Annotated in this window: 26 protein-coding genes and 1 pseudogene; 15 read left to right on the top strand and 12 right to left on the bottom strand. The window is 68.2% G+C overall.

All coding sequences use genetic code 11. The features are described from left to right. Positions 1-2: 2 nt before the first annotated feature. Positions 3-404, bottom strand: a complete 402-nt coding sequence (locus E6R62_RS32105; protein WP_206308912.1) for a hypothetical protein — start codon at positions 402-404, stop codon at positions 3-5. 434 nt (positions 405-838) lie between these two features. After that, complete coding sequence (locus tag E6R62_RS32100; RefSeq protein ID WP_206308911.1) at positions 839-1,042, bottom strand: DUF6087 family protein; 204 nt, start codon at positions 1,040-1,042, stop codon at positions 839-841. Positions 1,043-1,096: 54 nt separating this feature from the next. On the opposite strand from E6R62_RS32100, the gene E6R62_RS32095 reads away from it, so the two are divergent. Beyond that, entirely contained in the window at positions 1,097-1,426 is a 330-nt protein-coding gene (locus tag E6R62_RS32095) for a hypothetical protein (protein WP_136216999.1), read from the top strand. Positions 1,427-1,435: 9 nt separating this feature from the next. Here E6R62_RS32095 and E6R62_RS32090 read toward each other — a convergent pair whose 3' ends face one another. Next, the gene (locus E6R62_RS32090) at positions 1,436-2,617 is read right to left on the bottom strand and encodes an MFS transporter (RefSeq protein ID WP_136216998.1); all 1,182 of its coding nucleotides are present in this window, start codon (positions 2,615-2,617) and stop codon (positions 1,436-1,438) included. A 56-nt stretch (positions 2,618-2,673) separates the two neighbouring features. Here E6R62_RS32090 and E6R62_RS32085 point away from each other — a divergent pair, with 56 nt between their 5' ends. Beyond that, positions 2,674-4,080 carry a PLP-dependent aminotransferase family protein gene (locus E6R62_RS32085; RefSeq protein WP_136216997.1) on the top strand — a complete coding sequence of 469 codons (1,407 nt, stop codon included), beginning with the start codon at positions 2,674-2,676 and terminating at the stop codon, positions 4,078-4,080. 76 nt (positions 4,081-4,156) lie between these two features. After that, positions 4,157-4,375 (top strand): maleylpyruvate isomerase N-terminal domain-containing protein, encoded by a 219-nt coding sequence (locus E6R62_RS32080; protein WP_136216996.1) that lies wholly within the window; start codon positions 4,157-4,159, stop codon positions 4,373-4,375. A gap of 206 nt (positions 4,376-4,581) precedes the next feature. On the opposite strand, the gene E6R62_RS32075 is transcribed toward E6R62_RS32080, so the two are convergent. Further along, complete coding sequence (locus tag E6R62_RS32075; RefSeq protein WP_136216995.1) at positions 4,582-5,481, bottom strand: LysR family transcriptional regulator; 900 nt, start codon at positions 5,479-5,481, stop codon at positions 4,582-4,584. A 222-nt stretch (positions 5,482-5,703) separates the two neighbouring features. Between E6R62_RS32075 and E6R62_RS32070 the strand changes: the two genes are divergently transcribed. Together E6R62_RS32070 and E6R62_RS32065 are read left to right on the top strand one after the other, a co-directional pair. After that, positions 5,704-6,597 (top strand): ketopantoate reductase family protein, encoded by an 894-nt coding sequence (locus E6R62_RS32070; RefSeq protein WP_136216994.1) that lies wholly within the window; start codon positions 5,704-5,706, stop codon positions 6,595-6,597. Then, entirely contained in the window at positions 6,597-7,280 is a 684-nt protein-coding gene (locus tag E6R62_RS32065; RefSeq protein WP_206308910.1) for a DUF6817 domain-containing protein, read from the top strand. Before E6R62_RS32070 ends, E6R62_RS32065 begins: the two co-directional genes overlap by 1 nt. A gap of 207 nt (positions 7,281-7,487) precedes the next feature. On the opposite strand, the gene E6R62_RS32060 is transcribed toward E6R62_RS32065, so the two are convergent. The 3 genes and pseudogenes from E6R62_RS32060 to E6R62_RS41395 all read right to left on the bottom strand — a co-directional run. Next, positions 7,488-7,781 carry a hypothetical protein gene (locus tag E6R62_RS32060; RefSeq protein WP_136216993.1) on the bottom strand — a complete coding sequence of 98 codons (294 nt, stop codon included), beginning with the start codon at positions 7,779-7,781 and terminating at the stop codon, positions 7,488-7,490. Between the two features lie 690 nt (positions 7,782-8,471). After that, on the bottom strand, positions 8,472-8,759 hold the full coding sequence (locus E6R62_RS32055) for a chaplin (RefSeq protein ID WP_136216992.1): 288 nt from the start codon (positions 8,757-8,759) through the stop codon (positions 8,472-8,474). Positions 8,760-8,903: 144 nt separating this feature from the next. Continuing rightward, positions 8,904-9,093 (bottom strand): annotated as a pseudogene (locus E6R62_RS41395) (leucine zipper domain-containing protein); the annotation flags it as partial. Positions 9,094-10,841: 1,748 nt separating this feature from the next. Here E6R62_RS41395 and E6R62_RS39945 point away from each other — a divergent pair. From E6R62_RS39945 to E6R62_RS32040, 3 genes are all read left to right on the top strand, one after another. After that, positions 10,842-11,012, top strand: coding sequence for a hypothetical protein (locus tag E6R62_RS39945; protein ID WP_168714249.1), 171 nt, complete (start codon positions 10,842-10,844; stop codon positions 11,010-11,012). Positions 11,013-11,207: 195 nt separating this feature from the next. After that, the gene (locus E6R62_RS32045; protein WP_136216991.1) at positions 11,208-11,639 is read left to right on the top strand and encodes a hypothetical protein; all 432 of its coding nucleotides are present in this window, start codon (positions 11,208-11,210) and stop codon (positions 11,637-11,639) included. Positions 11,640-12,540: 901 nt separating this feature from the next. Then, positions 12,541-12,795 (top strand): hypothetical protein, encoded by a 255-nt coding sequence (locus E6R62_RS32040; protein ID WP_136216990.1) that lies wholly within the window; start codon positions 12,541-12,543, stop codon positions 12,793-12,795. Positions 12,796-13,019: 224 nt separating this feature from the next. Here E6R62_RS32040 and E6R62_RS32035 read toward each other — a convergent pair whose 3' ends face one another. Beyond that, on the bottom strand, positions 13,020-13,526 hold the full coding sequence (locus E6R62_RS32035) for a MarR family winged helix-turn-helix transcriptional regulator (protein WP_136216989.1): 507 nt from the start codon (positions 13,524-13,526) through the stop codon (positions 13,020-13,022). 234 nt (positions 13,527-13,760) lie between these two features. Between E6R62_RS32035 and E6R62_RS32030 the strand changes: the two genes are divergently transcribed. Both E6R62_RS32030 and E6R62_RS32025 read left to right on the top strand, forming a co-directional pair. Next, positions 13,761-14,666 (top strand): NADP-dependent oxidoreductase, encoded by a 906-nt coding sequence (locus E6R62_RS32030; protein ID WP_168714248.1) that lies wholly within the window; start codon positions 13,761-13,763, stop codon positions 14,664-14,666. 486 nt (positions 14,667-15,152) lie between these two features. Beyond that, positions 15,153-15,623: a cupin domain-containing protein gene (locus E6R62_RS32025; protein ID WP_240802023.1), complete on the top strand. Its 471-nt coding sequence runs from the start codon at positions 15,153-15,155 to the stop codon at positions 15,621-15,623. Positions 15,624-15,775: 152 nt separating this feature from the next. Here the strand turns inward: E6R62_RS32025 and E6R62_RS32020 are convergent, their stop codons facing one another. Together E6R62_RS32020 and E6R62_RS32015 are read right to left on the bottom strand one after the other, a co-directional pair. Further along, entirely contained in the window at positions 15,776-16,741 is a 966-nt protein-coding gene (locus tag E6R62_RS32020; RefSeq protein ID WP_136216987.1) for an alpha/beta hydrolase, read from the bottom strand. 434 nt (positions 16,742-17,175) lie between these two features. Next, positions 17,176-18,246, bottom strand: coding sequence for an alkene reductase (locus tag E6R62_RS32015; protein WP_136216986.1), 1,071 nt, complete (start codon positions 18,244-18,246; stop codon positions 17,176-17,178). Positions 18,247-18,463: 217 nt separating this feature from the next. On the opposite strand from E6R62_RS32015, the gene E6R62_RS32010 reads away from it, so the two are divergent. From E6R62_RS32010 to E6R62_RS32000, 4 genes are all read left to right on the top strand, one after another. Beyond that, positions 18,464-18,988 (top strand): MarR family winged helix-turn-helix transcriptional regulator, encoded by a 525-nt coding sequence (locus tag E6R62_RS32010; RefSeq protein ID WP_136216985.1) that lies wholly within the window; start codon positions 18,464-18,466, stop codon positions 18,986-18,988. Between the two features lie 383 nt (positions 18,989-19,371). Continuing rightward, a complete protein-coding gene (locus tag E6R62_RS42275; RefSeq protein WP_368773879.1) occupies positions 19,372-19,470 on the top strand; it encodes a DUF6233 domain-containing protein in 99 nt (32 codons plus the stop codon). Positions 19,471-19,955: 485 nt separating this feature from the next. After that, complete coding sequence (locus E6R62_RS32005; RefSeq protein ID WP_136216984.1) at positions 19,956-20,336, top strand: peptidase inhibitor family I36 protein; 381 nt, start codon at positions 19,956-19,958, stop codon at positions 20,334-20,336. Positions 20,337-20,420: 84 nt separating this feature from the next. Continuing rightward, positions 20,421-21,323, top strand: a complete 903-nt coding sequence (locus E6R62_RS32000; protein WP_136216983.1) for a hypothetical protein — start codon at positions 20,421-20,423, stop codon at positions 21,321-21,323. Positions 21,324-21,369: 46 nt separating this feature from the next. On the opposite strand, the gene E6R62_RS31995 is transcribed toward E6R62_RS32000, so the two are convergent. After that, positions 21,370-21,663, bottom strand: a complete 294-nt coding sequence (locus E6R62_RS31995; RefSeq protein ID WP_136216982.1) for a hypothetical protein — start codon at positions 21,661-21,663, stop codon at positions 21,370-21,372. Positions 21,664-21,798: 135 nt separating this feature from the next. Between E6R62_RS31995 and E6R62_RS31990 the strand changes: the two genes are divergently transcribed. After that, positions 21,799-22,677, top strand: a complete 879-nt coding sequence (locus E6R62_RS31990; protein WP_136216981.1) for a helix-turn-helix transcriptional regulator — start codon at positions 21,799-21,801, stop codon at positions 22,675-22,677. Positions 22,678-22,696: 19 nt separating this feature from the next. On the opposite strand, the gene E6R62_RS31985 is transcribed toward E6R62_RS31990, so the two are convergent. After that, positions 22,697-22,942 carry a hypothetical protein gene (locus E6R62_RS31985; RefSeq protein WP_136216980.1) on the bottom strand — a complete coding sequence of 82 codons (246 nt, stop codon included), beginning with the start codon at positions 22,940-22,942 and terminating at the stop codon, positions 22,697-22,699. Positions 22,943-23,124: the final 182 nt, after the last annotated feature.

The following is a 23,124-nucleotide window of genomic DNA, read 5'->3' as shown; positions in this document are numbered from 1 at the left end:
GCTCAGGACCGGCCTCCCACCCTGGTTTCCTCGAGTAGTACGCCAGCTGACCAGAACTGTTCGCCTGCCCGACGGCGTCGGGCGTAGGCAATAGTGAGAGCGGCGACCAGGGGCCCCCAGGCCAGCAGGGGGGCGTAGCAGACGTCCATGATCACTCCCGCCGTACCGTGCGGGAATTCGGGGCTGTCCAGTGGCCCTCCTGGCACCAGCGTGACCGCGGCGCACAGCCCCGTCACCGCAACGGCGCCTACTGCGGCGGGTATGGCCACGGCAAGCGGTGGGATGCGGCGGCCACCCAGCCGCGGAACCCAGCGCGGCACCCGTTCGCCCCAAGGCTTCACCAGGCCGAGCGTCAGGCAGGCGGCGGCCTGCGAGACCACCGACAGGATCAGCACGTAGACCATGGTCGGGGGCCCTGCGTAGAGAGAACCGAGTCGTCCGGTGAAACCGACATCTACTCCGAACCCCAGGGAGAGCCGCCACACACACGAAGGCATTGTGCAAAGCACCGTCGCCCACGCCGCGCACACCGCCCATCGAGGGGCGGTGATCTGGGCATCTGACGACGGGAACTGACTAGGCATCATGGACTCCGGTGTGAGCGAGGCGAACCAACCGGTTCACGATGTCACCGCGCGGCATGCAGCGGCATCATCCGCCAAGAGGGGAGCAGCTCCCCCGCAAGTGGGACCTCACCTCAATCCCAAGGACGATTTCAAGTCGGCGTGATCTCTTTGGCTTGCTGGTCACGGTGGCGTGACGATAACTGGCGACCATGCGATACACGCATCGAAGATTCGTTGGCCGGTTCTCTCCTACGAACCACAACTCTTGACGACTACACCGGCGTCAGGTCGTCAACGAGCCCGATGGTCACCCACCGCAAGCCGTCCCACTCTTCGATCGCGCGTGGCGCGTCCGGTTCGACATGGGCCCCGCGATGCGGGCTCGATGTGAGCGGCACCGCACGCAGCTTCCCTTTCGACTGGGCCCGACGTTCCTCGCGCCGTCGCGCCCATTCCTCCAACGGCTCCTCGTACATCACAGCATCGTGGCGTAGACACGCCGCACGGTGACCAGCACCCCGGGGCGCCCCATGAAGGCCCCACCCCCCCAGGCCTACTGGGAGGTCCAATATGACGGCTGCAAGGTGGCCCAGAAGACCGAGAGCGAGATCGGCTGCAGCGGCATGGACGACGGGGGCCAGCACTTCACACAGGAGCAGATACGCGCCCGGGACGACAGCGCCGGCGTAGACAACCAGTTCGGCGACCTGGAGGCCGATACCCCGTACTGGATGCGTGCCTGGCAGCTGGTACTGGAGAAGGCCGCCCTGTCGCGGGCCCAGCTGTGCGAGGGCGTACGCAACGGCGTCCCCGACAACTGCATTCCGCTCGGGACGGTTGGCAGGCTCCACCGCGAGTGATCGTGTCGGTCATGCGCGGGAGCCGGTGGTAACGCCGTCGCGCCAGGCCGGGACGAGGGCGGTGAGCGTCAGCATGGCGGTGAGAGCGAAGGCTACTGGGTAGCCGGTCTGGCCCGTGAGTACTCCGAACCCGACGGCCCCGACACCCATGCCCGCGTCGTAGGCGAAGTTCCACAGGGCGCTGACGGTGCCGTAGCCGGAGGTAGGGACACGCGCGTACATCAGCGTCAGTGTGGCGTTCTGGGTGACTCCGAAGCCGACCCCGAACAGGGCCACACCGGCGACAACGGCGACCGGGCTGTGGGTCAAAGAGGTGAGCAGCGTTCCTGCGGCCGAGACGGCCAGGGCTGGCAGGACGAGTGAGGCCGGTCCGTGCCGGTCGCCGTGTCGGCCCGCGCCCCAGCGGGCCACGGTTGATGCCGCGGATTGGACGAACAGTGCCCCGGCGACGACTCCAGTGGAAGCTGGCGGGACGGCAAGGGGGAGGAAGGTGACGATGATTCCGGCAGCGAGCGCAGTAGCCGAGAAGAGGACGGCGGGCCGCAGAAGAGCGGCCGTTCGCAACCCAGCCAGCACCCCGATCGACCGTCCCGAGGTCGGCTCGCGGTGCGGCAGGCCCGGAACCGAGACGATCGCGGCCAGCGCGGCCACGGCGCTGGCGATGCCGACCGGTCCGTACCCCACGCGCGCCACCAGCCAGACACCCAGCGGCAGGGCCACCAGCGACGGCACCCCGGACACGATGCCGACCAGTGCCAGCCCCTCACCGCGGCGCTCGGGCGGGATCAGCGACGCCGTCATAGCACCACCGGCGACGACCGTAAGCGCGAAGCCCAGGCCGCGCAGGACACAGACCGCCGTGATCCACACCGTGCTCCCGGAGGCGGTCAGCACGAGCGCGGGTGCACCGAGAAGGACCAGCCCTACCGCCAACGCCAGGCGGTAGCCGAAGCGGGCAACGAACCGGGGAGTGGCCAGCTCACCTCCGACAGTGGCCAGCATCAGCGCCCCTGTCGCGAGTCCTGCGGGAGTGCCGTTGCCTCCACTTGACGCCTCGGCATAGAGAGGGACGACCGACAGCAGCAGGTAGAAGCTCGTCGAGGCACCGATGATCGAGACGAAACGCAACAGCAGGGGCCGCGTCACCACAGGTGGCCGCGCACCGGCTTGCTCAGTGTGTGGGTTGCTCATCCTGGTCATACGACGAAGCTAAAAGGCCGAGCGGATCACCAGTAAGATCCAATTTCATGCCTCTAGAGTGGTCCGGTCTGTCACCTGATCTGCTGCTGGTCATCGACCGGGAAAGCGGCGAGCCGCTGCGATACCAGCTGGAACTCCGGCTGCGGGACGCGATCCGGACCGGGCGGCTGCAGATCGGCGAACGCCTGCCGTCCTCCCGTGAACTCGCTCGGATACTCGGGCTATCGCGCGGGCTGGTGCAGGAGTGCTACGCCCAGCTCCAGGCCGAGGGATACCTCGCGACACGCGTCGGCTCAGCCACCCGGGTCGCCGCCGGCGCAGGCGTACCCTCGGAGCCCACGCCACCGCCCTCGGCACCTCCACTCCTGGTGGCCGACTTCAAGTGGGGCGTCCCGGACCTGAGCAGCTTCCCGCTTGCCGACTGGCTGTGGGCCACTCGCGAAGCGGCACGCACCATGCCGAGAGCGGCGCTCGACTACGGAGACCCGCGCGGAAGTGCGGTACTGCGCCAAGTCATGGCCGGATATCTGCGGCGGGTGCGCGCCGCCGCAGCGGATCCGGACCGGATCGTGATCTGCTCCGGCTACGCGCAGGGCCTCACTCTGGCCCTGTCCGCCTTGGCCAGGACAGGTGTCCGTACGGTGGCGTACGAGGACCCAGGCTCACCGGTCACGATCTCCTCTGCCGCGTCCCGGGCGGGCGTGTCTGCGATCCCGGTGCCGGTTGACGAGCGCGGGATCGACGTGCAGGCACTCGCCGCGACCGACGCCCGCGCCGTCGTCATGACCCCTGCGCACCAATGGCCCACCGGTGTCACTCTGGCACCCGAGCGGCGGCTCGCAATGATCGAGTGGGCCAGGAGCCGGGACGCCGTCGTCATTGAGGACGACTACGACGCCGAATTCCGGTACGACCGGGAGTCGGTGGGCGCACTGCAGGGGCTCGCCGCCGATCGAGTGATTTCCATAGGCACCGTCAGCAAATCCCTCGCGCCCGCGCTGCGCATCGGGTGGATGCTCTGCCCGCCCGCGCTCACCGAGACGATCACCGAGCACAAGCAGCTGAGCGACCGCGGGTCGCCCACTCTCGATCAGCTCACCCTCGCGAGAATGATCGAGTCCGGCCGCTTCGACCGGCACCTGCGCCGCATGCGCACGACTTATGCGGCACGGCGCGCGACCCTGGTGGCGGCGATCGCTGAACACGCCCCCGAGGTCAGGGTGACCGGCCTCGCGGCAGGCTTCCACGCGGTCGCGCACCTCGATGGACCGGCCGACGAGCAGGGCCTCATCGACGCCGCATACACCCGCTCCGTCGGTCTCTACGGAATGAGCACCTGCCGCTCCTCGCATGCGACAGAGCCGGTACAACTGGTCCTGGGGTTCGGCAATGTCAGCGAACGCGCCATCACTGCAGGCATCACGGCGGTCGGCGGCCTGCTCAGGGGCCGGTAGCCCACATCACAGGTCCGTCCGAAGCTCGGTGACACCAGGCCGAACTCCTCGCCAACTCGTCACCTACGGTGAGGACATGCTCGACATCATTGAGGAAGTCACCCGCTCCGGCCGGATCACCAGCACCCTCGACGCGTTGACCGACACGGATGTGCGTGAACCCTCGGCGTTGCCTGGCTGGACCCGCGGTCACGTCATCACTCGCCTTGCGTTGGTGATCAGGCCGATCGTGTTGTGGCGCACGCGTAGGACGCGCAGCGCTGTGAGTGCATGGAAGGTTAATCATCCTCGCTGAACTCTGACACCGGCGGTGCGGTTGTCCGAGGCCCCCTGTCGGGTGACCGATGAGTCCCCCGGTGGGGCTCCTCCGGACTTCGCCCCCTCTACTGGCCCGTGGGCTTTCCCTGCCGGGCGCTCCTTGGTGTCTCGGTCGGCCGGTCGACGGTGGCAGCGGGAGCGATCGTCTTGGCCGGCGGCTGACGTGACCTGCCGGCTGCGGCTTCACTTTCCCCCCTGGCGGGCGCAGTGGTGGGTGACGGTGTCGGCGAAGGCGCGGGCCAGTGGGGAGAGAGCGTCCCAGCGGCGGACGGCCCAGCCCGCGGTGAGCGCGGGGAGGGCGGGGATCGGGATCAGCCGCAGGTCAGGGTGGCCGGGGCCGGTCCACTCGGGCAGGGTCGGAACGACCGCGTGACCGAGCCCGAGCTCGGCCAGCAGGATCGCGGTGTCCCAGTCGGTGACGCTGGTGTCGAAGATCGGCCGGATGCCCGATTCGGCGAGCCGTGAGCCGAGCTGGATACGAGCGGTCGAGTTCTCGGGCAGGCCAATGAGCCGGGCATTTTGCAGGTCGGCGGGTTCGATGAAGGACTTGGCGGCGAGCGGGTCGCCAGCCGCAACGGCGAGTGACCAGGACAGATGGACGACGGGGCGCTGCTCCACGGCGCTGCCCGCCGGCCGCAGGGTGATCCAGGCGAGGTCCACCGCACCGATGGCGAGCGCGTCGAAGCAACCGCGGCTGGAGGTCTCGGTCTGGAATTCGAGGCTGGCTCGCGGGAAGCGCCGGCGGAAGTCGACCACGGCGGCGGCCATGAAGTGCCGGACGGTCGTGGCACCGGTGGTGACCCGTACCGATCCGCCCTCCGCGCGGGCGAGTTCCTCGATCCGGCGCACGGCCTGGTCGATGCGTCCCAGGCCCTCGGTCACCGCCGCGTGCAGCAGCCGCCCCGCCGGGGTCGGCGCAATCCCGCGCGGGTGGCGTTCGAGCAGGCTGAGTCCCAGCTCCCGCTCGAGTCGCTTCACGTGCTGGCTGACGGCCGACTGCGTACAGCCCAGGTCACGGGCGGCACCGCTGAGCGAACCGGTTCGGCAGACCACGGCAAAGACACGGAGATCGTCAAGTGTCACAGACCCAAGCTTAAGCTGGGGTATTCCCCAGCAAATCCGAGGATTGACTTGCATCGCGCCAGGTTTGATCATCGTTCCGGGCCCAGGGCGGCAACCCGCCCACTGTCTCTTCCGCGATCCGGACGCGGTCCTGAACGTGGGCGGGTGCCGACCCGCCATGGGCCCGACCCGGCTTCCCGGCCCCGGCCTCTCGACTCATTGGTTTCCCGGACAGGAGCACACATGAGCACAACCAGGACGACCGCGGCGGTTCTCGGCCCAGGCGGCGTCGGCGGCCTGGTCGGCGCGCTGCTCGCACGTGCCGGACACCGCGTCGTCTGCCTGGCGGGGGAACAGACCGTGGCCGTGCTGCGCGAGGACGGGCTGCGCGTCGAGAGCAACCGGTACGGACAGTTCACCGCAGCGGTGGAGTCCGACACCGAGTTGCGCGAGCCGGTAGACGCCGTCTTCGTGACGGTCAAGCAGACCGCGCTCGCCGAGGCGCTCGACCGCATCCCGGCCGAGGTGCTCGGCACGGCGGTCGTGGTACCGCTGCTCAACGGCCTCGACCATCTCGCCGTGCTCCGCGAGCGCTTCCCCTCTGCCCGGGTCGTCGCGGGCACCATCCGGGTCGAGGCCACCCGCACGGCGCCCGGCCGCATCGCTCACACCAGCCCGTTTGCCGACCTCGAACTCGCCGCCCCCGTGGATGACTTCGTGGAGCTGCTGCGACAGGCCGGTCTGGGCGTGACCGTACGCGAGGACGAGAGCGCGATGCTCTGGGACAAGCTGGCCTTCCTCGCCCCGTTCGCCCTGCTGACCAGCCGCCACCAGGCCGACGTCGGTGCCGTCCGTGATTGGCACCGGCCCGAGCTGCTCACCGTCCTCGACGAGATCGCGGCCGTAGCCCGCGCCGTCGGCGCGCCGGTGACCGCCGAGGGGCTGCTGTCCTTCTTCGACCGCGTACCGGGGACGATGAGGTCCTCGATGCAGCGCGATGCCGAGGCCGGCCGTCCGCTCGAACTCGACGCCATCGGCGGAGCCGTCCTACGCGCCGGAGCCGCACACGGCATCGCCATCCCAGCCACCGCCCGACTGGTGGCCGAGGTGGCACAGTCCGCAAAGCGGGTGGCCTGATGGAGCGGCCCGCTCCGGCGCGATGGTCCCGGGCCGAGGAGTTCCTGTCCGCCCGCGGCGCCGCCCGGACGGCCCATCCGGGCGGAACGCTCCTGGACCACCTGCACCGCGTCGCCCGCCTGCTCTCCGCCTGGGGCGCCGACCTCGACGTCCAGCTCGCGGGGCTGTGTCACGCCGCCTACGGAACGGACGGATTCGACGAGTCGCTCCTGGGCACCACCGAGCGCGGGGTGCTCGCCGAACTGATCGGCGACCGCGCGGAGGCCCTGGTGTACCTGTACGCGAGCTGCGACCGGGCGGCCGTCTACCCGCGCCTGGGCAACGGGTTTCCAGTGGTCTTCCATGACCGCTTCACGGGCCGGGAACACACTCCGGCCGAGGCGGACGTACGCGCCATCGCGGAGATCACGGCCGCCAACGAGCTCGACGTGCTGGCCCACAACGTGGGGCTGGCCGAACGCCACGGCCCGGCACTGTACGGCCTGTTCACCCGCTCACGCGATCTGCTGTCCGCGCCCGCATGGAACGCCTGCGCCGAGCAGCTGGGCCGGTACGCCTCCGAGCCGGGGATCGTGATCAGCGGCCTGGACCACCTGGTGCTGACCCCCGCGCAGGTGGGTGACCAGCGTCCGCAGACGCGGCAGGTCGGGCAGCAGGACACCCGCTCCTACGCTCAGCCGTGAGAACCCGAGCGCAGCGAGTACTGGCGCCGTGGGGCCAGCTCGGCCGGAAGGATCCGGCCGAACCCGGACAGGCTCCCTGCCGCCCTACCGTGCCCAGTCGATGCCGAGGGTGGCCCGGCGTTCGCGCTGCTGGTCGGGGAGGGCAGGCTGCAGCCGCTGGGTGGGCGGTCGGCAAGGCCGGGCGCAATTGTCGGCGACAGCCCGCCGCTACAGGATTCCCAGCGAGCCGCTGCTGCCGCCGAGGAGACCGCCTCTGTTGCCGCCGCCGAGGAGTCCGCCGAGGATGCCGTTGCTGCCGCGGCTGGGGCCGTTGCTGAGGACGCCGTTGTTGTTGTGGGTGCCGAGGAGGCCGTCGACGACACGTTCGACGACGCCGTCGGAGGGGGCCGCGATGCGGGCGTCAGGGTTGGTGGGTGCCGCCGCTGCGGTGGTGACGGTGAGACCGAGGATGCAGGCGGTCGTGAGGGCGGTGGCGAGGGCGTGCTTGGCAGTGTTGTTCATGCCGTTCCAACGATCTTTCCTCTGCCGGAGACACTCCGGCTTACCGAGGATGCCCCCATACGGGCACGCCCGGAGGTGCAGACGAACGCCGCGCGGGCGCAGTGCGTCTTCGTCCGAGGGTGGGTACCGGAGGGCTGGCGCCATCTGACGGTGGCGCCGGCCCCCCCGGGCCGCCGGGCGGTTCATCAGCGGACGCTCGCCCATGGAGGAAGGCGAGCGCAGCGAGCTACGGCGCTGCGGGCCCGGCGCCGAGAGCAATGAGATCAGGGGCGGCCTAGGACCGACGGGCCCTCTGACTGTCCGTGTGGTGCCCGCGTCGCGCCCAGGAAGACCTGACGAGGGGGTCAGGGGCGCGGCCGCCCCAATGGTGGTGGCTTGCGTTCAGTTTCACCACGGCACGCGGGCAATAGTCAAGATCGAATAGGGGCTCCGGCCCGTTCCGAACGCTTGACGCCCAGGTCAGCCCTGACCCACGCCTCCAACCGCATACGGCAAACGGCTCCCCCTCCCCGAGGGCGGAGCCGTCTCGCCCATCGCGGAAACTGCAGCGCACAGCCCGGTACGGGAGCCGGGCCGCCCTTGGACGACGTGAGGGGAGGCCGATCAGTACCGGGCTGTGCGCTGCGGCTGGTTCACATGGCGGTCTGGGGTGGCGGCGTGAAGTGCGCCGGGTCCAGGGCCTGGTGTTTGTCAGTATTCGCCGTGCTGCTGGTCCTTGTAGTGGTCCTTGTCGCCGCCGCTCTTGTTGATGCAGACGTTGCCGAAGGCGGGGTTGAGGAGGCCGACGACGTTGACGGTGTTGCCGCAGATGTTGACGGGGATGTGGATGGGGACCTGGACGACGTTGCCGGACAGGACGCCGGGGGAGCCGATGGCGGCGCCTTCGGCAGTGGCGTCCGCGGCCGCCAGGCCGGCGCCGCCGGCGAGGATGGCGGCGGCTGAGGCGGTAACGGCTACGGCCTTTGTGATACGCGACATCAAAATCTCCTAGTGAATGTGGACCTGCCGCAGGAGTACGGCACGTGCGCCCCTTCAAACAGCACGGCAGGGAGCTGGTTACGGCAGTTGCGCCGGATCGGTGACCCGGGCCACCTCTTCAGTCGTGCCAGCAGGGCGGGGCGCGGTTCGGCGGGGTCTGTGGTGCGGGCGCAAGGACCCGGTCGCTCATGCCTGCCTCACCGAGGGCGCGGTGACGGGCGGCCCACGTTCGCCGGTGGTGGGTGAGGCCTGGAAGCGTTCGACGGTCCGGCGCAGCGGCCGCCCGTCCTCGACCTCGCAGCGCGGCAAGGCACAGCCGTCCGGTCTCGGTCATGGCGGGGTTATGGTGTGCCGCGAGGGCCTTTCCGGCCGGTGTAGATGTCGCACTCCACACGAACCCGGAAGGCCCTCACCCATTCGAGATTCCTCAGCCGCGACCTGCATCACCCGTCCACAACCTCTCCGGACAGAAACACACGCCACATCATGGCCACGTGGCGCACAGGCCACACCACATGGCCTCTTCCGGTACCCCGGAATCGAGGCGCCTCCTGCCCGGGTCGAGCGCGCCAAGCCCCTCAAGGCCCTGTCTCCTCGCCGCGCCCCCGCCGGACCGGGCTCCCATCTTTTGGCTCGGTTACTGGTTTTCGAGGGCCAGGGAAGCAGCACAGGGCAACGCCTCGTGCTGTCCGGCAAGGGGCGTTGGGCGCAAGGGGCGTTGTGGGTGTCAACGGCTGCGGCCCGGGGAGCACCCCTCGTCTCCGAGGCGGGTGAGTCACCCAAATAGGGGTGACCACCGGCTGCCCTCCACCGATGCCGGCACCCGTAATTCGGTGGAAGGGGGCCCGCGCCGGGCGTCCGCTGGTGTGGTGAGTCCGTAGGTGCACGGCCGATAGCGGCACAGCTCCCCGCTGCGCGCTGCGTCTCTGGGTCCCGGGCGCGGCAAATCCACGGTCTGTCCGGGCGGGCGTGGAGGGCCGATGGTGTCTTTGTGGTGTGTGAACCGTTAGAGCTACGCCGGAGCGGTTCGCCTACCCGGGCCGTCCCGCTCCGGCCCTCGACATGGTCTGTCCGGAGACGCCTCACGAACACCGATCCGCTCCCCAAGCGCCGATGCCATCACGGACCCGGCCCCCAGCTTCTTCTCGGCCGCCACCACGTCTGGGCCGTCCGTCCCTGGAGGTGTCGGAATGCTCTGAGTGCTGCGTAGGCGTCCTGGATAGGCGACGGCCGGAGTGGCGCTCTGCGAGGGGCGACCGATGAGGGGTTCGCACCACCCCGCTGTGCCCCCATGGCTTCCGGTGTCAGCGTCGGGCGTCAACGCGCCTCCGTGCTGGTCACACAGGACGCCGAACGCTGTGCTTTTGCTGCGGGACGCCGGCTGGGCGCGGCTAGGGTCGGGCGCAGTCCGCGCCGATAGGGCGTGCGCGGGCAAGGCCCGGTGACCAGAGCGCTCTGGCGGCAGTAACACCGGGCCGCCCACCCACCCCCTGCGACCGGACAGCCGTCGGCGTTGCCACGCCTGGTGCACGTGCTGTTCGGCTTGTCGCACGATCCAGTGCTCAGCCGCCATGATCCCGGTCCTCCCGCCCTGGAGGTCGGCCACCACGTCGTCCTCTCGACGGTGGCCGGCTGTTCAGGGCCGCAACTGTCGGAGTCGGGGATTCGGCGTTGCGGCGGACGCTGGGCCGGCCTGCCGCAGGAACTCCACACGTTTGCGTGCAAGCCAGCAGGCGTGGGGGTGGACGCGGGTCGGGAGCCGGGCGCCGTCGATACCGCGCTCGATCAGCCAAGGGCGGCTGGCGCGGCGAGCGCCGACGCGCGGCGAAGCCCCTGCGGCCAACTCGGCGGGGGCGCCCACCATCCGGTGGTGGCCCGGCGGCACGTGCGTGTGGTGAGGGCATCGACACCCGTGCTCCGCAACGGTCCGGTGCGGTAGCGCGCCCGGAGCGGGCGGGGCCGCCGTCGAGTGCCGACGCGGGTGAAGCCGTCGTGTGCGCCGCCGCCTCTGGTGCCGGTGGATGTGGTCACTGGCTTCCGGTGGCGTGTGTGAAGTGCTGTTCGCCAGTCAAGACTTCTCGCATGTTCGTGGACCCTGACCAGCTTGTTGATGCCATCGCTGCCGCCGTGCGCGAAGGAGATGATCATCGTATCGGTCTCCTTCTTGACCGGTTCAAAGTCGTGGCGGAGCTTTCCCACCTGATCCGGCTTCGCCACCGGCTTGGCGGAGCGGGCGCTGTGCGTGGTTCGTGACCGCCCGACGTCGATCGGCCGCCGGGCGCCAGAGTGCCGCCCGCTATCTCCCCGGAGGCGTCTTTGGGGATGCGGATGCCGGCGTTCGCTTGCGCGGGTCGACGCATGGGAAGCCGGGTGCGCGGGATCGCCGATGCCCCTGTCCGGGCGTGGTGTTGGGCGTAGCGTGATGGGGCAGTGGGCGCGGAGGATGCGATGAACGCACGTGAGGATCGTGGGGGCGGGGGAGCGGACTTGCTCGGCACCTATCTGGAGGGCCTGCGGGCACGGATCGGTGCGAGGGGGTTCGAGGCGGTCATCCGGGCTGCTGACGCGACGTGCGTGCTGTTGGCCGACGGGCATCCTGCTGTCTTGGCCGGCCCCGACGGCGAGGCTGACGGGTTCGGTTCCGACTTGCAGCGTGAGTACCTGGCATTGCTGGCCGTGCTGATCACCGGCCGTAGTGACCACCGCCTGGTGCGCCTGCCATGCGTGGACGGGCTGCCGGGTTGGGCGGTGGTCGAGGACCACGTCGCGGACGACGGGGCCGCGTTGGACGCGCTGTGCCGGCAGATCACGGTCCGGGCCCGTGCGGCCGCCCAGAGCGCGCTCGCGCTGGAAAGCCTGTGGGATGCTCCCGGTTACTGACCTTGAAGGCGGGTTGTCGTAGGGGAACGCGGCCCACAGGTAGATCTCAAGGAGGCCGGCGCGGTTGTGCAGCTTGCCCGGTTTCCCTCGCCCCACTCCGAAGCGGTACGCGTACCCGCCCGCCGACCGTGGCGACGCCATCGGGGCCACCGTGGCACGTTGCGGGGAGCGTCCCATCTCTGGGGTGTCGACTGTGCGCCGTGTCGGGCGGCGGTCCGGCCTCCCTTGGAGGTGGGGAGGCCGGACCGCTCAGGGTGTGCTGTGCGGCTGGTTCAGAGGATCGCGTGCTCGGTCGGCTTCGGCACTGTGGCTGTCGGCAGGTCGCGAGCCGGTCGTGCTCAGTACTCGCCGTGCTGGTCCTTGTGGTGCTCCGACGTGAAGTGGTCTCCCTTGTCATCACACGCAGACAGAGCTGTCTCCCTCGGCGATGCGGCCGAGCACTCCCGCGTTGATGTGTGGGGTGACGGCGGAGGATCAGGTGCCGCGAGACACCGCCCTGCGGCGAGTAGCGAATTCACGCGAAGGCGTCGCCGGCAAACCGTGCGGACTGCATCCGGCGCTGAAGCGCAGCGGTAAGGCCGTCATCGCCACGGTCGCGCAGCGAGCCAGGGCTTCGTTCGGCTGACCTGACTCTGCTGCCGCCGGTGCACTGATCGCCATGAGCCCTCGCCAACTTGAAACCGCAGGTCAAAGGGCTGGTGTGACCCGCTCCCGGGATACTCACGCTGGTCGTCGGCGGCAGTCTGCGGAGCCGCCCTCCGCAGCTTCGACGCACCCCGCTTCGACAACGAGCCGGGCTCCTACATCAACAAGAAGACATACATGCCTGTCGTGGACGGCCGCCCCTTCGCTGACCTGCAATCCCAAGGCGTCGAGGTACTCGTCAACGTCGCCCACGTCCTTGCACACCAACACATGGCACTCAACGACCACGACATCCCCTTGGCCCAACCTCCTGATCATCGACGGCATCCGCACTGCCACCGAACACGTCGACCGCCTGCAGATCATCGTCACCGACAACGACTCCCCTCCGATCGAGGGCATCCACCGGGCGCTGGAGCTGTCTGACACAGACCGACTCGTCCCTATGTCCCATGCCGAACCCGGTGATGAGCAGCCTGCAGACCCGCCAGCAGAGGAAGCCGGCGCATGACGACCGCAGCGGGGCGGGACAGGAACACCCTCTCCCGCCCCGCTGCGCGTCGTACGGCTACGCCCACCGCATCCCGACCTTGACAGCTGCTCCACCCGCTCCGGCGTCAGCGTGGCGGCCCGGCGGCGCTGGTTGTCGACCCGCGTCCCGAGCTTCAGCGCCACCGGCGGGTGGGGGTGTGGGTTTCGGCGAGGTCGAGGCGGATAGCCGCTGGCCGACGGAGCTCAAGCGTTGGTGTCAGGGGGCCCGTCGGTGAGGTGCTGGAGGTTGGTGACGAGGCGGTCCAACAGGTGGGTGAGTTGGTTGTGTTCTTCGTGGGTGAAGCCGGTGAGGGCTTCGGCGTCGATGCCTGAGCGGATGGCTTGGACGTCGGTTTGGATGGTGCGGGCTTTGTCGGTGAGGTGGACCAGGGCGCGGCGGGCGTCGGCGGGGTCGGGTGTGCGGGTGATGAGGCCGTCGCGTTCCATGCGGCGGAGGTTGACGGCCATGGTGGGTTGTTCGACTCCGGTGCGGCGGGCGAGTTCGCTTTGGGTCTGACCGTCGGTGGCGTAGAGGGCGAGGAGGGCGGGGAGCTGGCCGGTGGTGACGCCAAGGGCGGTGAGGCGGTGGGAGATGGCCTGGCCCAGTAGACGTGCGGCGTGGGGCACGGTGTAGCAGACCATTGCCTCCGCCTCTGAGCCGGCCCCTGGGCCGGTCGGGGGGGCGGGGTTGCTGTTCGTGCGTGCCGCCATGGTCGCCTTCCTGAGTCGCGTGATGATCGGGTTGCCTTGACATCATTCCATAGCCGTCTATGCTCAAACGAGAAAGCATAGACGGCTATGGATTGGGGGCTGGGCCTCCAGCGCTGGCGATCGGCGATCTCCCGCAGGTCCGCTCCGGGCCGTCGTCAAATGCAGAGAGGTGTTGTCATGCATGCCTTCGCGATCGACTCTTTCGGACAGGCTCCGCAGCTTAAGGATGTACCGGTGCCCGAGCCGGGCCCGGGTGAGGTGCAGATCAAGGTCCGAGCGGCTGCGGTTAACCCGATCGACTGGAAGGTGGCAGCGGGCGCGCTGGCGCGTCCGGGCGCCGACTTCCCCTTCCCCTACACCCTCGGTTTCGACCTTGCCGGGCAGGTCACCGCTGCCGGTGAGGGCGCGGCGTTCGCGGTGGGGCAGGAAGTGTTCGGGATGCGGCGGCCCGAGACGGCGGCTGAGCACCCCCATGGCTCCTATGCCGAGTACATGACCGCGTCCGCGGACACCGTCGCCCTGGCTGTGCGGCCGGACGGCATGGACGCGGCGTCGGCGGCGGCACTGCCGATGACCGGGGGCACCGCCCTGGCCCTGACCCACTGGCTGGACCTCTCCGAGGGCGAGACGCTCCTGGTGGTCGGCGCGACCGGGGGAGTGGGCTCCTACGTCCTGCAGCTGGCCGCCGCCCGCGGTGTGCATGTGATCGCGGTCGCCGCCGGTGAGGACCACGACTACGCCCGCGGGCTCGGCGCGGCCGAGGTGATCGACTACCGCACCAGCGACGTCGCCGACACCGTCCGCGCCGCACACCCTGACGGCGCGGATGCCGTCCTCGACCTCGTGGACAGCCGCGATGTCGTCATGGAGAAGATCGCGCCGCTGGTGCGTGACGGCGGCCGGCTGGCCACCACCGTCTTCGCCGCCAACCCCGATGCCCTGGCCACCCGGGGCGTACGGGCGATCAACTTCATCTACCAGGCCACCGACCAGGACATGGCCGAACTGGCCGACCTGGCCACCTCGGGCGCCTTGAAGGTCGCGGAGACGACCACCTTCAAGCTGGCCGCCATGGACGAGGCGTACGCCGCCTCCACCGGCGGCCACGTCCGCGGGAAGCTCGTCATCACCACCGGCTGACCACCCGGCCGACGGGCGGCGGCGGGCAATCCGACATTCCGCGGTGCTTTCCCACCCCCGCACCGGCCCGTGACACTCACCACCCCCTTCCCCCTGTGAAAGGTGCGATCGTTACTCACCCGCCATCGCCCTGCTGATCCTGCTCACCCCCTTCACCGGCCAGCCCTACCTCACCACCGGTCTCCTGACGACCGTGCTGCTGATCCTGTCCCTGGTGACCGTATCCCGGCAGCCCTTCCCTTCTGGGCACTGATTGACCCTGCGGGGCGGCTGCGGCAGGGGTGGCGTGGGAAGACAGCGAATGCCGCACCGGCTCGGCCGGTGCGGCATTCGTATGGCTGTGTCGGTGTACGGGTGAATGTGACGAGTACGCGGACACCGGGCGGGGCGGAGTGTGGGGCGCCACGATGGGATTAGTGGCAGATGAGAGCGCGCCGGGCCGCAGGTTTCCGGGGAGCGGCCAGCTGGCTGGGAGCTGAGGTGACGATGATGAGCATGCCCTACCTCGCGCAGGAAGATCAGCAGCAGACTCTGGAGTGGCTGCACGGCGGTACGTTCTCCGTGCTGCTGGACGGGCAGGCGACGGACGGGCAGCTCACGGTGGGTCGTTTCCGTGTCGGCAAGGGGGAGGCGCCGCCCTTCCACCTGCACACTCGGGAGGACGAGGTGTTCATGCTCATCGCCGGCACCGCCCTGCTGTGGGCCGGGGAGGAGGAGATGGAACTGGGGGAAGGCGGAATCGTCTACCTGCCCCGCAATTTGCCCCACGGCTATCGCATCACCTCCGATACGGCTGACCTCCTCATGATCACCACTCCGGCCGGTATCGAGGGCATGTTCCGTCACGCCGGACGCGACATCACCACTGCGCGCCCCGACGGCTTCGCGATCTCCCCGGAGAAGCTCGCCGAGGCCGCCGACCTCCACGGCCAGATCATCGTCGGACCGCCCCGGTGACACTCCTACGGCCCCGCTGCGCCGAGACCTCGCGCGGCGCGCCTCGATCACGGGACCCCGACTCCTGGCTCCACGGCTTGGGTGATCGGGCTGGCGGCGTCGGGGTGTGACGGTGGGCCGGGTGGGCCGGGTGGGCGGGAAAGCCGTAGAGGTCAGGCTTCGGTCATGAGGTGCCAGTCGATGATCTCCGCTGCGGCCCGGTCGATGAGTTCGGGGTCGTCGTAGAACTGGATGTGCGCGTCGATCGGGCCCAGGTGGCGGAGCTCGTGGGGGCCGGGCATCGCGTCCAGGAGGGCTTGGACGTGCGGGGGAGGGGTGGCCGACTTGTCGCCCACCACCACGAGGGCGGGGGTGTGGAGCTGTTTGACGGCTTGGTCTGCGCGGTGCGCCCAGAGGGTTTCCTCGCTCATCTTTGCGATGCGGTTCTCCCATAGGCCGTGGAAGCGCCAGGCCGGTCCGCGGTCGGCCCAGCGGATGTAGAACTGGTAGGTGGGCTGCGCGGGCAGGAGCCGGTCCGGCTCCTCTGCGGTTCCGACGATGGGGATGTAGTCGGCCTCGCCGGTCGCCTCGTACCTCTCTCGAGCGGCGCGCCCGCTTTCGATGCGTTCGGCCGCGGTGGTCCGGCCCTGGAACAAGACCTCGAAGAAGGCGTCGATCGCCGTCGGGTAGAGGAAGTGACCCGACACCAGCGACAGGCGTCGGATGCGGGGGTCGGCCACGGCGGCGTCGATGGCCCAGTTCGCGCCCTGGCAGATGCCCAGGACGGACAGCCGGCCGGTATCGACATCTGGCCGGTCGGACACATAGTCGACGGCGGCCCGCACATCCTGGGCCTTGGCCGTGGGGTTCTCGAACTGGCGGGGCTGCCCGCCGCTCTCGCCGAAGTGCCGGGGATCGAAGACCAGTGCCGCGACCCCGCGAGAGGCGAGGCGCGTTGCGTACTGCTTGGGTGATTGTTCCTTGACGGAGGCGACCGGGCCGACGACGACCGCCACTGGCGGCCTGTCGCCCGACACCGGCGTGGTGGGGCGGTAAAGGCGGCCCACCACGGTCTCATCGTGGCTGGCAAACTCCACCCGCTCGATCGTGTACAAGGCTCTGGCTGCTGGACAGGCCATGGTGTGCTCCTCGGCGCCGGGACTGCGGCGCGGGCTGAGAATCCGAGGTTACATCTGGTCCCGACCTGCTGGACCAGACGTTCCCCAGCGCTCGCCCGGCCGCCGTTCGGAACGTAGACGGGTGCCCCGGCCCCGGGTCCGGGGCAACGGGATGGCTCCTGTTGGCTCGTTCTTCGTACCGCCGGTGGCCGCAGCGGCGGGTTCGTCACCGTGGGTACGAGTGACGATCCGCTCCGTGGCCGCCGCCAGGACGACATGAGGGTCCAGGTGTCGTAGTGGGCGCTCCGATACGGGTGCACTAGGAGTCGAAGGGGCCCTTGCCCTGTGGGAGACGGGTGCTAGGCGATGGAGAGGGAGAACGCGCTGATCCGGCCTGGTCCTGCCTGGTCCGCGTCAGGTGTGGGGACCGTTGTGCGCTTCCCGCGTTCGGTATGTCAGACGGTGAGGGTGGGGTAGTCGGTGTAGCCGCGCTCGTCGCCGCCGTAGAAGGTGGCGGGGTCGGGGGTATTGTAGGGCCCGTTCGCGGCGAGGCGGGCGGGCAGGTCGGGGTTGGCCAGGAACAGCGCGCCGAAGGCGATCATGTCTGCCGTGCCGTCCTCGATCAGTTCCAGCGCGTTGGGGCCGGTGGTGTCGGGGTGGGTGAAGGGGTTGAGGATGAAGGCGGCCTGCCATTCCTTGCGCAGCTGGAGCGTGAGGTCGCGGTGCGGGCCTTCGAGTATGTGCAGGTAGGCCAGGCCGAGCGGGGCCAGCTGCTTGACCAGCGCCGCGTAGGTCGCGGCGAGGCCGTCCTCGGCGATGTCGTTGTAGGGGTTGCCGGGCGAGATGCGGTAGCCGACCCTTTCGCCTCCGATCGCCTCGGCCACGGCGGCGGCGACCTCGACGCCGAAGCGGATGCGGCCCTCGACGGAGCCGCCCCAGCCGTCGGTGCGCTGGTTGGCGTTAGGGGCGAGGAACTGGTGGATCAGGTAGCCGTTCGCACCGTGGATCTCCACCCCGTCGAAGCCCGCGGCTATCGCGTTGCGGGCCGCAGCGGCGAAGTCGGCGATCGTCTCGCTGATCTCGGCCTCACTGAGCTCCTTGGGAGTGACGAAGTCCTTGGGACCCTCGTGGGTGAACACCTGCCCCTTGGCCGCCACCGCCGAAGGCGCCACGGGGTGCAGTCCGTCGGGCAGCAGAGCGGGGTGGCTGATACGGCCGGTGTGCATCAGCTGGGCGAAGATCACGCCGCCCTCACGGTGAACCGCCTCGGTCACCTTCCGCCAGGCCGCCACCTGCTCCTCGGAGTGCAGGCCCGGAGTGTCGGGGTAGCCCTGGCCCACCGCCGAGGGCTGGGTGCCCTCGGTGATGATCAGCCCGGCGCCCGCCCGCTGCGCGTAGTAGGTCTCCATTTCGGCCGTCGCGCTAGCACCCGGACCGTAAGCCCGGCTGCGGGTCATCGGCGCCATGGCAACGCGGTTGGCCAGTCGCACGGATCCCAGGTCGATCGGGTCGAATGCAGTAGTCATGTCGTTCCTTCACCAACGAGGGCGCCCGGCACGATCCGTGGCGCATTTACTGTCCGAACAACTAAAGCATAGAGACGTGGATTTCCCGAGGTTGTAGTGACTCGCATCACACTGGGAACGTACAGGTAAAGCGAGGTATCGAAGAAGTGTGGGCTCTGTCATGGCAGACTGGCCCTGTCACTGCTCGGGCAAGTTTTCTCGGAAAGAGTGCGCAGTCATGACACATCCTGGCAAGGCCGACGCCCGGGCGGCAGACCCGGCGGCGGTGAGCGCGGCGACCGTGCCGGTGCCGGCATCCGCCCACGCGGGCCCGATCAGCCACACCATCTTCCGCGTGGCCCGCCTGCACCGCATGATCGCCGGGCAGCTCCTGCGCCGCGTCGGCCTCTACCCGGGCCAGGAACTGGTGATGATGCAGCTGTGGGAACTCGGCCCCCAACGACAGACCGACCTCGTACGTCTGATCGACTCCGACGCCGCCACCATGACTCGCACCGTCCAGCGCCTCGAGAACGCTGGCTTCGTACGCCGCAGCCCCTCGCCCACCGACAAGCGAGCCGTCATCGTCGAACCCACCGCTGCCAGCCTCGCCCTGCGCCGTGAAGTCGAACGGACCTGGGCGGAACTCGAAGCCGCCGCTACCGGTGACCTCAGCGCCGACGAGCGCACCACAACCCTGGACGTACTGCAGCGACTGGAGCAAAACCTGGCCCGGAGCGCGGCCGTGCTTGAGGAGTTTTAAGGCCAACGTGTTTTGAATCCACTGCCGGAGCCGGAGCATAGCCACGACGTTGAGCATCACCGCTCGAATCCTCGGCGTGCTCGGATGCCTCCCGAAGTGGTGAACATCTGCTGTCCGTTCTCGTGGACAAAGCCAGAGCCCGGTCCGCCGCCTGTCGCCGCGGGACGGTGGGTAGCCGGCCCGGCGAGGTCCCGAGCAGAAGACTCGTTGAACCGTCTGCGATTGCTCCTGACCTGGAAGTCCCTTCAGGAACCGATATGCGGGGAGACCTCACGGGCTCCGCCGCCCGCCCCGGCGGGCTGGCTGATTGAGCACGGCATCGGGGTCGACCTCCAGGCCGTGGGGGTCCACGTCCACGACTGCTGGGATAGCAGAAACGTTGCCTGCCCGCCGACCGGGATACCGCCCGACGAGCCCTCGCCGATCGGGTGGAAGCCTGCACGTCCTGTCGGCCAGACGCCGCTCTCGGCATGCTGGTCTGACCTCCCCCGCTGGCGTGTCATGGCGGTCTTTTACTGCAGTGTGCTCCACGTGAAAGGCAGGGCTGGAGCGTCACAGGAGACGATTCACCGAAGCAGTCATTGCCTGAGGAACCTCATGAAGACGAGCGTCGCGAGACTGACCACAACGAGAACGGTTGCCCCGGTCAATAGAAGACGGTGTCGACGTAGTGACGCCCCTCTCGCCATGCCACGCTCGACGAGGGCGGTTGGCCTGTTCGAACCCTCCAGCCTCCTCTCTCATTGCGCGCGAAATGTCGCCTTCATTCTCATTCACTGCAAATTCTTCCTTCGCTCTGAACTGCCTGGAAAATCTACTCCACGGTAAAGGAGTGGAGGGTGTTTTGTCTGCTTCGACCTCCCATCTTGACAAGATCATTTTCCGCCACTAAGATCAACTCGAATTTTAGATTCCGCTCGTATTCGAATTTGCGGCGCGGATTTCAGGTGGTATCGAAGGGGAAGAAATGCGTATCAGGCACGGCTTGGCCGTCCTTGCTGCCGCCGTCGGAATGACGCTCGGAGCAGTAGTGCCCGCTCAGGCTGACGCGTGCCCTTCTGGCCTGTTCTGCTTGTACTACAACTCGAACATCCAGGGGGCGAATGCGAATTACAACTGGAGTGACTCCGACCTGGCCGGCGACACGTTCATGCCGCTGTCCGGTGCGGGTGCGGGTGAACCCGTCAAGAACAATGCCGCGTCGGCCAAGAACTACCAGGTGAACGCCTATGTTCGGGTTTACTACAACTCTGGCTACTCTGGTCCGTACGACCAGTTCTCTCCTGGGCAGAGCAAGAACCTCGTGAACACGCGCAACGAGAACGCCTCGCTGTATTTCTGGCTGTAATTGTCCGTCAAAGTAATAGGCACCCCATATCCATGTAAACAGGATATGGGGTGCCTATTTTTGATCGTTTACTGAAGGGTTCCGATGAAGTCGTCGATCCGCCCTGCGCGCTTGCGTGCTGTCGGATTGCTGGGGTGCATGATGGTGACACTGTCTGGCTGCTCTGGCGCCGGTTCCTCAGCTTCTGATAGCGACCCCAGTCGCCCCGGCGCAGTGATCAACGTCCCGATGCAGAAACTGAATGACAGTAAGGAGCTGCGACTCCCTTTGGATGAGTACCTCCTGTCAGCGGAAGATCTTCGTACGGTATTGCGCGCCCGTGGAGTGATACTGACAGACTGCATGAAGAAGTTGGGTGTGCAATACGACGATGCAGCAGGTGTAAATCCCGTCAACCTCACGAATAATGAAAGGAGATACGGATTGGCCGATGCCGCAGAGGCGGAGCACTCAGGTTATCGCAAGCAGGGCATGGAACATCCCCCACCGAAAGATCTCTCGCCTGAGGAACTGCAACTGCTGAATGGCACTGGTGATGCAAGCCGCAGCGCTCAAGTTCCGAAAGGAGGGTGCGTGGGAGAGGTTCAAAGGAGAATGCCCGAACAGGCTGCACAAGGCTATTTTGGCAAAGCACAGGACCTCAGCGTGCGGAGTTACGTGCAGTCTCAGAAGGATCCTGCAGTTCTGGCAGTGAATAAGAAATGGTCATCCTGCATGAAAGAGGCTGGATACGAGTACCCTGATCCAATTTCGGCTATCAACGACCCTGCCTTCAAGACTCCTGAACCGGGGAAGGTTGAGATGGGGGTTGCGCTAGCGGACGTACGATGCAAGAGGGAGGAAAATGTAATCGGTGTATGGTCCACTGTCGAGAGTGCGTACCAAAAAGCGCTCATCAGTGAAAGCGCGGACGACCTGAAGGAAGCCAAGCGATACAAGGGTGAAATCATTAAAATCGCCGAAGCGGTGCTGTCGGGTAAGCAGTAGGAGGGGTCTTCGCCTCTGGCTTATCCGAGTTCCAGGCGCGGGCCGCCTATTTGTACCGAGTGAGGGCGTCGACGACGCCCCGCTCGAACGCCGAACCCGACGCCCTGCGCGGCCGCGACCAGGCTGGGGCGGCCGGTTGCGGGGCCGGCGTCACGCCCAGCTTGGCGAGGCGGGTCTGCTGCTCGGTGCCGAGCTGCTTCCAGTCGCGGCGTTCCCCGGGCCTGCCCGGCGGCTCCGCTCGGTGCGGGAGGAGGCGGACCAGGAGCGGTGGTGAGCAGGCTTTTCGGGCAGATAGGTGGAAGAGCATGGCGTCCGGGTGAACACTGCCCTGGCTGTGCACGCGGCAGCGTTCGTGGAACGTGATACTCGCGGGCGGGGCTCGTTGATCATTACCCTACGGCGGATGTGCTCGCGCGGGCCCCGCCGTGGTGTTTCCGCGGCTGGTCGATGGGTTGGAGCCGGAGGTAGACGGTCCGTGGCGGTGAGTGGGAACCCCACGGTCAGGAGGCGCCGGCTGGGCGCGGAGCTGCGCCGGCTGCGCCTGGCCAGCGGTCTGACGAGTACGCAGGTGGCCGAGCGGCTGTTGATCTCCCAGCCCAAGATCAGTCTCGTGGAGAACGGTCACCGCGTCATCAAGCCTCGTGATGTGCGGGACCTGTGCGGCCTCTACGGGGTCACAGACCCGCAGATGGTGGACTCGTTGATGCGGATGGCCAGGGAAGCGGAACGCCAGGGCTGGTGGGTCGCCTGCGGCGAGGTCCCCTACGCCGTCTACATCGCCCTGGAGACCGAGGCCTCCTCGATCCGCTCCTACGAGCCTCTGATGGTCCCCGGCCTGCTGCAAACCCCCGCCTACGCGGCCGCCGTCATCGCGGAAACGATCCCTCCGCCCACCCCCGAACAGGTCGCGGTACGCCGTGAAATCCGGATGCGCCGCCAATCCCGCGCCCACCACCCCGCCCGGTCCTTGCGCTTACGGGTCGTGCTGGACGAGTCGGCCCTGCGCCGTGTGGTCGGCAGCCCGGAGATCATGCGCGAACAACTCAAGTACCTGAACCACCTCGCCACGCAGCCGCACATCACCGTGCAGGTCCTCCCACACGAAGCGGGAGCCCACCCGGGCATCTCGGGACAGTTCTCCATCCTCCACTTCGAGGCGGACGCTCCCGGGGCGGGGACGGTGTATCTGGAACGGTTCACCAGCGACCTCTACCTGGAGAAACGATCCGACATCGAGCACTACGGCGTCATGTACGACCACCTTCAAGCCCAGGCCCTGAACCCGGACAGCAGCCGCCGCTTCATCACCCGCGCCACCGAGGAGCTCCCGGCCGCGCTTGCCGGCCGGCCGTGATCGCCGCACCGGCCGCTGGTCACCGCGTGGCGTACAGCCGCTCGCGCAGGCACAGAAGGACGGCGGTGTCCGCGCCTTCGGCCACGGCGGCCGGCAACGCGCCGATGGGGACGTCGTTGCCGTCGCGGACCGCCCGCACGATCTGCTCGACCGTCTCGCCTGCCGACGTGTCGGTGCCTGCCGGACCGGCCGTGACCGAAGCCTGACCGGCGGCGGAACAACACCACAACTCGCCCGGCACCAGCCGCTCAATCAGATCCGTCATGCACGGTCCAACGAACGATCACGCCATAAAAAGACAGTGAGCCTTTTCCAACCTGCCTTAGAGCTCGTAACACGATCATGATTCGGGTTTGTTGAGGCGCCGCCAGCAGATGAGGCTGCAGGCGAGGGAGACGAAGGCGTCGTGGAGTTCGGTGCGGCGTTCCCAGCGGACGGCGAGTCGTT

This window comes from Streptomyces sp. A1136 (genome assembly GCF_004795055.1).
GTDB lineage: Bacteria > Actinomycetota > Actinomycetes > Streptomycetales > Streptomycetaceae > Streptomyces.
Note: the sequence above shows the minus strand (reverse complement) of the source record. Positions and strands in the feature narration are given on the sequence as shown.